10 protein-coding genes and 1 tRNA gene are annotated in these 11,923 nt (G+C 58.1%); 8 read left to right on the forward strand and 3 right to left on the reverse strand.

Features of this window, described 5'->3' with window-relative positions; all coding sequences use genetic code 11:
• The first annotated feature begins 65 nt into the window (after positions 1 to 65).
• The 8 genes from HXO69_RS01410 (at position 66) to pknB (ending at position 10,327) form a co-directional block, all read left to right on the forward strand.
• A tRNA-Leu gene (locus HXO69_RS01410) sits at positions 66 to 152 on the forward strand.
• Between the two features lie 228 nt (positions 153 to 380).
• Positions 381 to 1,244, forward strand: a complete 864-nt coding sequence (locus tag HXO69_RS01415) for a DUF3662 and FHA domain-containing protein (protein WP_049338188.1) — start codon at positions 381 to 383, stop codon at positions 1,242 to 1,244.
• On the forward strand, positions 1,244 to 1,708 hold the full coding sequence (locus HXO69_RS01420) for an FHA domain-containing protein (RefSeq protein ID WP_005507379.1): 465 nt from the start codon (positions 1,244 to 1,246) through the stop codon (positions 1,706 to 1,708). The genes HXO69_RS01415 and HXO69_RS01420 overlap by 1 nt, the downstream gene beginning before the upstream one ends.
• A gap of 3 nt (positions 1,709 to 1,711) precedes the next feature.
• Positions 1,712 to 3,484, forward strand: coding sequence for a PP2C family serine/threonine-protein phosphatase (locus HXO69_RS01425; protein WP_296544876.1), 1,773 nt, complete (start codon positions 1,712 to 1,714; stop codon positions 3,482 to 3,484).
• On the forward strand, positions 3,477 to 4,937 hold the full coding sequence (locus HXO69_RS01430; protein ID WP_005507381.1) for an FtsW/RodA/SpoVE family cell cycle protein: 1,461 nt from the start codon (positions 3,477 to 3,479) through the stop codon (positions 4,935 to 4,937). The genes HXO69_RS01425 and HXO69_RS01430 overlap by 8 nt, the downstream gene beginning before the upstream one ends.
• Positions 4,930 to 6,369 carry a penicillin-binding protein 2 gene (locus HXO69_RS01435; protein WP_296544879.1) on the forward strand — a complete coding sequence of 480 codons (1,440 nt, stop codon included), beginning with the start codon at positions 4,930 to 4,932 and terminating at the stop codon, positions 6,367 to 6,369. Before HXO69_RS01430 ends, HXO69_RS01435 begins: the two co-directional genes overlap by 8 nt.
• Positions 6,366 to 8,123, forward strand: a complete 1,758-nt coding sequence (locus HXO69_RS01440) for a protein kinase domain-containing protein (protein WP_296544881.1) — start codon at positions 6,366 to 6,368, stop codon at positions 8,121 to 8,123. The genes HXO69_RS01435 and HXO69_RS01440 overlap by 4 nt, the downstream gene beginning before the upstream one ends.
• Before the next feature lie 47 nt (positions 8,124 to 8,170).
• The gene (pknB, locus tag HXO69_RS01445; RefSeq protein WP_296544883.1) at positions 8,171 to 10,327 is read left to right on the forward strand and encodes a Stk1 family PASTA domain-containing Ser/Thr kinase; all 2,157 of its coding nucleotides are present in this window, start codon (positions 8,171 to 8,173) and stop codon (positions 10,325 to 10,327) included.
• Between the two features lie 235 nt (positions 10,328 to 10,562).
• Here the strand turns inward: pknB and HXO69_RS01450 are convergent, their stop codons facing one another.
• From HXO69_RS01450 to HXO69_RS01460, 3 genes are all read right to left on the reverse strand, one after another.
• Positions 10,563 to 11,195, reverse strand: a complete 633-nt coding sequence (locus HXO69_RS01450; protein WP_296544884.1) for an aminodeoxychorismate/anthranilate synthase component II — start codon at positions 11,193 to 11,195, stop codon at positions 10,563 to 10,565.
• A gap of 15 nt (positions 11,196 to 11,210) precedes the next feature.
• Positions 11,211 to 11,372 carry a hypothetical protein gene (locus tag HXO69_RS01455; RefSeq protein ID WP_005507386.1) on the reverse strand — a complete coding sequence of 54 codons (162 nt, stop codon included), beginning with the start codon at positions 11,370 to 11,372 and terminating at the stop codon, positions 11,211 to 11,213.
• Positions 11,373 to 11,390: 18 nt separating this feature from the next.
• A partial coding sequence (locus tag HXO69_RS01460; protein ID WP_296544887.1) for a class E sortase occupies positions 11,391 to 11,923 on the reverse strand: 533 nt, incomplete at its 5' end.

The following is an 11,923-nucleotide window of genomic DNA, read 5'->3' on the forward strand; positions in this document are numbered from 1 at the left end:
GACAGCACCGCATGCAGTCCGTATAGTTTTATGTGTTGCCTGCGGTGATACACCGTAAGACACATGCGCGAGTGGCGGAATAGGCAGACGCGCACGGTTCAGGTCCGTGTGCCCGTGAGGGCGTGGGGGTTCAACTCCCCCCTCGCGCACCAACGATCCCCGGTTCGAAAGAACCGGGGATTTTTTCATATCCATAACCAATTCCCCGCTAAATGACGGGGTTCCAGAGCGATGGCGAGTGCATCACCTAAAATAGAACCGGGTGTGTTCATTCACAGGACACACAGCTAACGCACAGACACGCTCGTTAAACTGAGCCTTTCGGATAAAGACCGTTTGCGCGGTCTGTTGCTCGGAATGGTCGTTGAGAAGGAGGCGGCATGAAGTTTTTCGACAAGCTGGGCAAGCTGGAGCAAGGCATCGGTCGCACTGTCGGCCTTTCCAAGGGCTTCGGCACCTTTGCGAAGGCGGATGTCGCTAACCGCGTCCGCATCATGATGGATGACGAGTCCTACGTGGACGGCAGTGGTCGCACCATGGCTCCTAATGTCTATACTCTCCGTTTTGCGCCGGTCGATTTCCCGCGCGTGCGCGAGTGGGGTAACCCGTTCGCTGTTGAGCTGTGCGATTTGGCGATTTCGCACGCCCGCGCGCAGGGTTACACCCTCATTGGTGCGGTTCGCGTGACGTTCAACGTTCTTGATTCTCTCTCTGAGGGCGAGTTTGAGGTTGTTGCGACTTTCGAGCCGTTCTCTGTGCCGGAGGCTCCGGCGTCCCCGTCTCTGCGCGGCGCCACTAACTACGCGCCGGTGCGTCCGCCGCGTGAGTCTTCTTTGCCGACCCGCATTACGAAGCCGGCTGCTCAGCCGGCTCAGCCTGCACCCAGCCCTGCGCCTCAGCAGGCTCCTGCGCCTCGCCTGAACATGCCTGTAGCGCCCCCTGCGGCGGCTCCCCGTTTCTTCTTGGAGATTGAGGGTCGCATGCACCCGGTGAACCACCTGCCGTTTGTGCTGGGCCGCGGTTCTGATGCTGATTTTCGTCTGGACGATAAGGGTGTTTCTCGCCGTCACCTGCAGCTTTCGATGCAGGGTGGTGCGGTGGTCGCCTCCGATATGGGTTCTACCAACGGCACGTTGATTAATGGTGCGCCTCTGCGTGCGCCGGTGGTGCTGGCGAACGGTTCGCTGCTTCGCATGGGTAATACCCGCATCATCTTCCATAGTTCGACCGGAGGTGTCCGTTAATGGCGTCTGAATTGACCGTTACTATCCTTCGTTACGCTTTTCTGGCTCTGATTTGGTTCTTTGTTTTCCTGGTGGTTTCGGCGGCTCGCCGTGACCTTGGTTTGGGTAAGAACTATCGTGCGGCACCGGTTGATGCGGTTCCGGAGGCTACCCATATTGCACCTCCGCCGACTCGCCCTTCGCAGCTTGTGATTACTGCCGGTGCGCAGGCTGGCGCGATGATGCAGCTGGGGGACCACCCGATTACTATTGGCCGCGCTAATGACATTGAGGTGTCCCTGCAGGATGATTACGCCTCGGGTCGCCATGCGCGCCTGTTCCCTCAGGGTTCCCGTTGGTTCCTTGAGGATTTGAATTCTACTAATGGTACGTTCGTCAATGGCGAGCGTCTGACTCGTGCGACCCCGATTGAGCCCGGTGATGATTTCCGCGTTGGCGGTACCACCATGCAGTTGAGGGGCTAGTGTATGAAGATTGCTTTTCGTTTTGAGGCCCGCTCTGATACGGGTCTGAAACGCTCGAAGAATGATGACTCCGGCTACGGTGGTCGTTTCCTTGCGGTCGTTGCTGACGGCATGGGCGGTCACGTGGGCGGCGATGTCGCGTCGGCTACGACGGTTCTGAATCTGACTCCGCTTGACCATCCTGATTTTGAGGACGGTACCGGTAGCATTTACCTGGCTGATGAGATTCAGAGCGCGAACCTGATTATTAATGAGCTGGCGGCGAATGATCCGCAGCTGGCGGGTATGGGTACGACCTGTACTGCCCTGCTGATTGACGGTGACTGCATTGAGCTGGCTCATATTGGTGACTCGCGTGCGTATCGTCTGCGCCCGGGTGCTGATGGCGAGTTTGAGCAGATTTCTACTGACCATACGTTTGTGCAGCGCCTACTCAATGAGGGTCGTATTACCCCGCAGGAGGCGGAGAACCACCCGCATAAGAACGTGATTATGCGCGTTCTGGGTGACGTTGACGCGTCCCCCGAGCTGGAGTTGAAGACTCTGGACGCTGTTCCCGGCGAGCGCTGGGTGCTCTCTTCGGATGGTTTGGATGCTGTGGTATCCCTGCCGGAGATTGAGCAGGTGATGCGTTCTACCGATGACCTGTCTGAGATTGCTGACACTCTGATTGCGATGACTTTGGAGCGTGGCGCTCCGGATAACGTGACGGTTGTGTCTCTGCAAGTGATTGACCGTGAGGTTCTGCCGGTGGATGAGCCGGTGGGCCCTTCGAGTCTGCCTGAGTCTGCTCTGCCTGATTCGATTGTGGCGGAGCAGGAGGTCAGCACGAACACTCAGAAGCTTCCCGAGGTTGCTGCCACGGCTGAGGCTGCTGAGGCTATTTTGGGTGCGCACCATGATGAGGATCCTGAGGAGCATTATCGTCGGTCGCTGCGCCGTTTCCGTCGTGCTCGTGACTTCTCTGGAACCCTGTTGCACAGTGGTTCTGGGGCGGTGCGTCACCATATCGGTACGTACGATAACGCCGTGGATGCGGCTCTTACGAATGCTGCGATTTTGCGTAGCGAATTGGGTTCCCGCCCGCATCAGCTGGTTGGTGCCGCTTCGGTGGCTACTGAGACCGGCATGATTCCGGCGGTTACTTCTCGTACCCTGGAGCATCGTGCGACGGTGGCTCAGCGTGTGCCGTTGAAGGTTGAGTCTGATGAGGCGACCCTGCCGGCTGAGCTGGAGGAGCTGATCGCTGAGGATACTGTTGAGCGTTCGCGCCCGCGGTCGTGGTCGATTCGTCTGTTCATTACTCTGCTGGTTGCGGCTATTTTGACGCTGGCTGCGTGGACCGGTCTGCGCTATGTGGAGCGTAGCTACTATGTGGGTGAGAGTGACGGCACGGTTGCGGTGTACAACGGTATTCCGCATGCGGTGGGTCCGATTCGCCTTTCTCACGTGGTGGAGAATACCGATATTCCTACGAGTGAGCTGAGCGATCATACTCGTTCTTTGTTGCGTAATGCGATTACGGCGAAGGACCTGGATGATGCGCACCAGATTGTGTCTCGTTTGAAGACTCAGGCAGATCAGTCTCGTGAGAAGGCGGAGCAGGCCGCTGCTTCCGCTTCTGCTTCCGCCTCGGCTTCTGCTTCCCCGAGCTCTCAGGCGCCTAGCGAGGCTCCTAGCTCTGAAGCACCGGGCTCTGATTCGGCATCCCCGGCTCCTGAGCTGGCTACGGTTTCCTCCGCGCCTGCGGCAGAGGGCGGTGAGAACAATGGCTAAGTTCTCGTTCCGTCGTGAGTCGGACGCGCCTCGTGCACGCCGTTTCACGGAGCTTTTCCTGCTGGTTTTGGCGGTGGGTATCAGCTCGTTCGGCATGTACTTGATTGATCCGGAGCATGCTTTTGATACGTCGAAGAGCCAGTGGTTGCCGTGCACGGTGGTGCTGGGTGCTGGTGCTCTTCTGATTCACCTAGTCATGCAGTTCCGCGCCCGTTATGCTGATCCGTTTATTCTGCCGCTGGTGGTGGCTCTGAACGGTATTGGTTTGACCATGATTTATCGTCTGGATCCGCAGATTGCGGCTCCGGTGGGTGATGGTCAGCTGATGTGGACTGGCGTGTCTATGGTGCTGTGCGCGATTATCGTGTTTGTGCTCAGGGATTACCGTCTGCTGCGTAAGGTCACGTACACCTCCCTGGTGCTGTCGATGATCCTGCTTATCATGCCGCTGGTTCCGGGTCTGGGTATGGAGCTCAATGGTGCTCGTATTTGGATTCATATCGGTAACCGTACGTTCCAGCCGGGTGAGGTCGCGAAGATTACTTTGGCGATTTTCTTCGCCGGCTATTTGGCGACGCACCGTGACCTGATTCTGGTGGCTGGCCGCCGCATCGGCCCTATCAATCTGCCGCGTCTGCGTGATTTGGCGCCGGTGTTCTTGGCGTGGATTGTGAGCCTGGGTGTTCTGGTGTTCCAGAAGGACCTTGGTTCGGCAATTATGTTCTTTGGCCTGTTCATGGCGATGCTGTACCTGTCGACCGGTCGTATTTCGTGGCTGGTGGTTGCGGGTATCGGTATGGCTGTGGGTGGCTATTTCGCGTACCACTATGTCTCGCACGTGCACGCCCGTATTTATGCGTGGGTGCATGCTTTTGATCCGGAGATTTACCAGGCGTCTCCTGGTGGTTCGGGTCAGATTCTGCAGGGCGTTTTCGGTCTGGCTTACGGCGGTCTTTTTGGCCGCGGTTGGGGTCAGGGCCGCGCAAACCTTGTCCCGTACGCTAATTCGGACATGATTATTTCCTCGTTGGGTGAGGAGCTGGGCCTGGTTGGTCTGGGTGCCATCCTGATGATGTTCATGCTTCTGGTTTCGCGCGGTTACCGTGCAGCGTTGGGTACTCGTGATGGTTTCGGCAAGCTGTTGGCTGCCGGTCTGTCTACGGTCATGGTTCTGCAGCTGTTCGTGGTGATTGGCGGCGTGACTCGTTTGATTCCGCTGACTGGTCTGACGACTCCTTTCATGTCTGCCGGTGGCTCCTCGTTGGTGGCTAACTGGATTATTGTGGCGCTGTGGTTGTCTATTTCTCATAGTGCCCGCGCACCTCACCTGGTGGCTGGTTATGATGCTCCGCAGGGTATTGACCATGCGGACACTAGCTACGAGCCGGAGGGTGCTACTAGCGTTCTGGCGCGTATTACGGCTAAGGATTCTGGAGGTGAGAAGAATGGATAGGGCTATTCGCCGCATGTGGATGTCTGCCGCGTGCGTGTTTGTCCTGCTGATGGGTACCCTCAGCTATATTCAGTTCTTCGATTCGAAGACGCTGATGAATAATCAGTGGAATTCTCGAGCGCTCTACGACAATTACGGTTCGGCACGTGGTTCGATTGTAGTTGACGGTACGGAGATCGCTTCGTCGGTGAAGTCCGATGATGAGTACAACTACCAGCGTGTGTATAACCACCCGCTCAAGTATGCGGCTCTGACGGGTTACTTCTCCACGATTTATGGCGCGACCGGTTTGGAAGCTGCTATGGATAAGGAGCTTGCGGGCACGAGCGATAGCCAGTTCTACGACCGTGTGGCGCAGCTGTTCAGTGGTTCTTCCGCGCAGGGCGCTAGCGTGGAGCTGACAATCAATTCGAAGCTTCAGGATATTGCCTACAACGCGCTACAGGGCCGTAAGGGCGCTGTGGTGGCGTTGAACCCGAAGACCGGTGAGATTCTGGCGATGGCTTCTTCGCCGTCCTATGATCCGAATCTTCTGTCGGCTCATACGAGCTCTTCGGTTTTGGCGAATTACCAGGCGCTGACTTCTGACGAGGACAGCCCCCTGTTTAACCGTGCGATTGCCGGTAATACTTATTCGCCGGGTTCGACCTTCAAGATTATTGATGCGGTGGCGGCGCTGGAGTCCGGCAAGTACAACGCGTCTTCGGTCATTGCGAACCCCGCACAGTTGCCCTTGCCGGGCACGAACATTAGCCTGCCGAACTATACGGGCGGTCAGTGTTCGACCCGTACTCAGGCGACGATTGAGTGGGCTTTGGCTCAGTCCTGTAATACGCCGTTTGCGCAGATTGCGATGGATTTGGGTCAGGAGCGTATCGCGAAGACTGCTGAGAATTTTGGTTACGGCCAGGATTTGAAGATTCCTTTGACGGTTTCTAAGTCGTCTTTCCCGTCGAATCTGACGCAGAGCCAGCTGGCCCAGTCGGCGATTGGTCAGTACGACGTGAAGACCACTCCGCTGCAGGTGGCGATGACTTCTGCGGCAATTGCAAATGGCGGCGTGCAGATGAAGCCGAACCTGATTCGTTCGGTGAAGACCAGCAACCTGAGCACTTTGCAGGAGTTCTCTCCTGAGAAGCTGCGCACGTCCACTAGCCCTGAAATTGCTAACCAGGTGAAGCAGTGGATGGTGAATGCGGTTGATAATGGTATTGCACGTAATGCTGGTGTCTCCGGTGTGAAGGTGGCGGGTAAGACCGGTACCGCGGAGACGACGGCAGGTTTGAATAATTCTTGGTTTACCGGTTTTGCTCCGGCTGATGATCCTCAGATTGCGATTGCTGTGGTCTATGAGGATATTGACGTGGCGACCGGTGCCCAGTTGGCAACTAGTACTAGTAAGCAACTCTTTGAGGCGGTGTTGAACAAGTGAGGCCTGCGGCTGATATCACTTTGGGCGGGCGCTACACCCTGACCGAACGTATCGCGATTGGCGGTATGGGCGAGGTGTGGAAAGCTCGCGACAAGGTGCTTGGGCGCATCGTTGCGGTCAAGATCCTCAAGGAGGAGTACACCGGTGACCCGGGCTTCTTGGAGCGTTTCCGCGCCGAGGCCCGTAATACGGCGCTGTTGAACCACCCCGGCGTGGCGAATGTTTTCGACTACGGCGAGGAGGATAACTCGGCGTACCTGGTCATGGAGCTGGTGCCGGGTAACCCGCTTTCGAGCATCATTGAGCATGAGACTACCCTGCCGCCCGACCGTATTCTGAACTTCATTGCTCAGACGGCTCGTGCGTTGGCTGCGGCTCATTCGCAGGGTCTGGTGCATCGTGACGTGAAGCCGGGTAACCTCATCATCACTCCGGATGACCGTGTGAAGGTGACTGACTTCGGTATTGCTCGTCTGGCGAACCAGGTGCCGTTGACGGCTACCGGTCAGGTGATGGGTACTGCCCAGTATCTGGCGCCGGAGCAGGCGACCGGTCAGGCGGCTACCGCCTCGTCGGATATGTACTCGTTGGGCATTATTGGTTATGAGTGCCTGGTGGGTCGTCGTCCGTTTACGGGTGAGTCGCAGATTGCGATTGCACTGGCTCAGGTGAATGATCCGCCGCCGCCGCTTCCGGAGACCATTCCGGCTCCGGCTCGTGCGCTGATTATGTGCCTGCTGGCGAAGGACCCGGCTCAGCGTCCTAAGGATGCGACCGCTCTGGCTTCTGCGGTGGATGCGATTCGTCGCCGCGACCTGAAGGCTGCGGTGAAGGCTGTCCCCTCTCTGGCTCAGTTCTTGGCTGAGGAGAACGCTGACGACGCGACGGTTGCGATGACCGCGATGGATGTTGCGGCTGAGCCGATTAGTGCTTCTGCTGCTCCGCGTTTTGGTTCTGGTGGTCGTTTCTCGCCGGAGCCGACGACGGCGCCTATTCCTCGAACGAGTGAGCAGACGATGCGCCCCATGTCTGGTCGTGTGAAGTCTACTCCTGCTCCTGCGGCAAAGCGTGGCCCGAACGTGTGGATGTGGGTTGCTCTGCTTCTGGCAATCGTGCTGATCGCTGGCGGTATTTGGACGGTCCTTTCTTCTAATAATGGTGGCGGTTCGGCTGATCCGGTTCCGAGCGCTTCTTCGTCTGTTGTTCCGACGAACACGGGTACCGTTTCTACGGTGGAGCCGACTGAGTCTGCTTCTGCCCGTGCCGCTAAGCAGAAGGTGACCGTCAACGCGATTAACTATGAGGGTCGCGAGCTGCAGGATGCGGTGAACGAGCTGAAGAACCTTGGCCTGTCCCCCAAGACTGAGGGTGTTGAGTCGACTCAGCCGGAGAACACGGTGATTTCGGTTTCTCCGACGGGTACTTTGGAGCAGGGTAATAGCGTGACTGTTCGCTATTCGACCGGTCCGAAGTCGGTGACTTTGCCGTCGAACCTTGAGGGTAAGAACGTTGACGAGGCATCGAAGGCTGTTGCCGCTCTGGGTGTGAACGTTTCTCTGCATTATGAGAATTCGGACACTGCGGCCCCCGGTACGGTGCTTCGTACTACCCCCTCATCTGGCACCAAGGTCACGGTTGGTAGTAATGTAGACATGTATGTGGCCTCTTCCAGTTCGGGTAGGGGTTCGAGTGCGAGCGCTTCTGCTGCACCGTCTGCGTCGGCTTCTGCTTCCGCTTCTGCGTCGGCGCGTTAGCCCCTACGTTTTGATTTAGTTTTAGTCTTAGTGATCCAGGAGAACTTATGGACCTGTCGGTTCCCGACACGGTTGATAACCGTTACAAGGTACTCGAGGTAATCGGTACCGGTGCGATGGCAACCGTTTATGCTGCTGAGGATACTCGCCTCGGCCGCAAGGTTGCGCTTAAGATTCTGCGCCCGGAGCAGGCCCAGGACGATACGTTCCGCGCACGCTTTAAGCGTGAGGCGGAGGCTGTGGCGTCTCTGAACAATCCTGCGATTGTTGCTGTCTATGACACCGGTTCGTATAACCCCTCGCAGGATGGCAAGGAGTCTGACTCTTCGGAAGAGGGCACCGCTATTCCTTATATCGTGATGGAGTACGTGGAGGGTCATACTCTGCGTTCCATCCTGTCCCGTGGCGGCCACCTGCCGGTCCGTGATGCTTTGGGTTATTCCGAGCAGCTGCTGGGTGCTTTGCAGTACAGCCACTCGATGGGCATTATTCACCGCGACATTAAGCCGGCGAATATTATGGTGCTGGAGCGTACCAGCGAGGATATCGCTAAGGGTCAGCCGGGCCAGATTAAGGTCATGGATTTCGGTATTTCCCGTGCCATCGAGGAAGCTGGCGAGGCGCTGACCAAAGCTAACGTGGTGATGGGTAGCGCACGCTACATGTCCCCTGAGCAGGTGAGCGGCAAGGATGTTGACGCCCGTAGCGACCTGTACTCTGCTGCGTGCGTGATTTACGAGATGATTGCTGGTCGTTCTCCGTTCGATGCTGAGTCGAATGTTGACCTGGCGGCTAAGCACCTCTCTGACACCCCTGAGCCTCCGAGCAAGTTCACCCCGCTTGAGGTTCCGGCGGGTCTGGATGCTGTGATTCTGAAGGGTCTGGCGAAGAACCCGGATGAGCGTTATCAGAGCGCAGCTGAGTTCGCTCAGGCTCTGGTGTCGGTTGTTCGCCCGGGTGAAGAGACCGTGGTTCAGGATGCAGCGATGACTACTGCTTTCGTTCCTTCGGCAACTACCGCCTCCCTGGGTGATGACTACGCCCCGTACACCACCTCGATTACTGAGGCTTCGGTGGAGGACGGCGGTCTTAACGGCTTCTTCGAGTATGAAGACGATGAGGAGCTGTACGACGATGAGGAGTATGCGGAGTACGATGAGTCTTCGCCGCGTAAGCGTGCGTGGGTTCGTTTCCTCGTGGGTACTCTGATTGCGGCTCTGCTGGTCTTCAGTGTCGGCTCGGTGCTGTACTACCAGAACAAGCTGAACGAGGTTCCGCAGGTTCAGGTGCCGGCTGTGGTGAATGTTTCCCGCGATGATGCCGATAACCAGCTGCGTAACTTGGGCTTCGTGCTGGATTACCGTACGGCTTACTCTGACAACATCAAGAAGGGCGACGTGATTAGCGTCGAGCCGGGCGTTGGCGCGAAGGTCAACAAGGGTTCGACCGTGACTGTGACCGTTTCGAGCGGTCCGGAGAAGGTCAAGCTGCCGGATAACCTGCAGGGTCAGAGCGAGGCGTACGTCCGTAACGCTCTGAAGGATCTGGGTCTGGTGGATGGCCGCGTCTCCACTGTGGAGAGCGCTTCCGTTCCTGCCGGTATGGTTGTGGAGCTTTCCCCGGAGAAGGGCTCGACCGATGATAAGGGTGCTCAGACCGTTGAGGCTGGTAGCACCGTGAACATCGTCCTGTCCTCCGGTAAGGTGAAGGTCCCCTCGCTGGTGGGTCTGACCAAGGATCAGGCTATTGCTGCTCTGACTGCTCAGGATGTTCTGCTGAACACCAACATTGAGACCGTTCAGACCAATGAGCGTCCTGCTGGTACCGTGCTTTCGCAGAGCTCTGCGGCGGGTACTCTGGTGGCTCAGAACAGCACCGTGACGATTCGTGTGGCGGCTACTCCGACTCAGACGACTGCACCGACTCAGCAGGCTACTCAGCCGGCTGCGTCGACCGGTAACCAGAACGCTACTACTGGCAACCAGAACCAGCAGCGTCAGGCTACCCAGCAGGCTACTCAGCCGGCTGCATCGACCGGTAACCAGAACGCTACCACTGGCAACCAGAACCAGCAGCGTTCTACCGCTACGGCTACTCCGGCACCGGCTGCGTCCGCTACTGCGGGTACCCGTACGATTCAGGGTAATAACGCGAATACCAATGCCAATGCGAACAACGCAAACGCTAACGCGAATGCCCGCTAAGGGGTTCTAGCGGCTAGCTACGATAAAGGGGCGGCGCTCCACACCGTTGGGTGTGGGGCGCCGCCCCTTTCGTGTATCTGCCCGTGTGTCTGTCTGTGTGCTTTGTTCGTGTACCGGGGCTTGCTCGCGGTTACGGGCCCAGATATAGCTATCGCCTCCAGCTTCCCTGTAGCATGCCTGCTACGGGGCTTCTGGAGGCGATATAAGCCACTGAGGGCTCTAAAGGCTAGAAGGGCTAGGCCATTAGGGGTGAGAGGCTCTTAGAGCGTTCTGCGGCGCCCTGCAGGCCGGTTTCTTCGAGCCAGTTGCCGAGCATGAGGTATCCGCTTTCGGTCAGGACCGATTCGGGGTGGAACTGCACGCCGTGCATGGGGGCTTCACGGTGGCGCAGGCCCATGATGATGCCGTTGTCGGTCGTGGAGGTGGTTTCCAGGACCTCGGGCATGGTTTCGGGTACAACCGCCAGGGAGTGGTAGCGGGTTGCGGTGAAGGGGCAGGGCACGTCCTTGAAGACGGACACGTTATCGTGCACCAGCTGCGAGGTCTTGCCGTGCATCAGCTCGGGGGCGTGGGTGACGGTGCCGCCGAATGCCTCAGCAATGGCCTGGTGGCCCAGGCAGACGCCCAGCAGCGGCTTCTTCGCTTCCGCGGCCCAGCGGATGGTGTCGATGATGACGCCTGCCTCTGCGGGGGCACCGGGGCCGGGAGAGACGAGCACGCCGTCGTGTTCTTCGGCGAGCTTGATGACTTCGTCGAGTTCGTATTCGTCGTTACGGATGACGGTGGTTTCAGCGCCGAGCTGCTGGATGTAGCCGACGAGGGTGAAGACGAAGCTGTCGTAGTTGTCGATAACAAGGATGCGGGTCATGGCACGTCCTTAGCGCTAATGGTTGATGGTGACGTTCAGGTTGAAGGGGCCGTACTCTGCGAAGTGGGGGAAGACGAATTCCATGAGCAGGTAGACTACGGCGAGTATCAGCACGATGGCGATGATGATGCGAACCCACAGGGGGCCGGGGAGGTGGCGGAAAATCCATGCGTACATCTGCTTTTCCTCTCAGATTTAGGATTTTGCGACGGAGGCGGCAATTTCTGCGGGCGCTCCGGCTGCGGCGGGCCGCCAGGATTCGAGGCGGGCGTGGACAATGTATCGTTCGGTGTCGCCGTAGCGCGGGTGGCAGGTGGTGAGCGTCAGGAGGCGCTCGGTGGGTGCTACGCCGGGCTGTCCGGGGACGGGTTCGATGACTTCTACCTGGTCGGGCTGCACGATTTCGTGGCTGTAGACGGTGTAGGTGTAGTAGCCGTCTTTGGTGCGCACGTAGATGTGGTCGCCTTCGGTGAGCAGGTCGATGTCGTTGAGGACTTTTCCGCGGGTTTGGCGGTGGCCTGCGAGGGAGAAGTTGCCGACCTGACCGGGCATGGCGCTTCCTTCGTAGTGGCCGAGTCCGAGAGAGTCGAGAACGTCGGAGCTGGTTCCCTGGGTGGCGGGGCGCTGGTAGTCGGATCCGAACTTGGGGATGTAGACGATGCCGAAAACTTCACCGTGGCCGGGTTCGCTCAGACCGGCGGGAGGGGTGTTGGGGTCCCAGTCGGGGA

It is taken from the genome of Rothia sp. (in: high G+C Gram-positive bacteria) (assembly GCF_015265375.1).
GTDB lineage: Bacteria > Actinomycetota > Actinomycetes > Actinomycetales > Micrococcaceae > Rothia.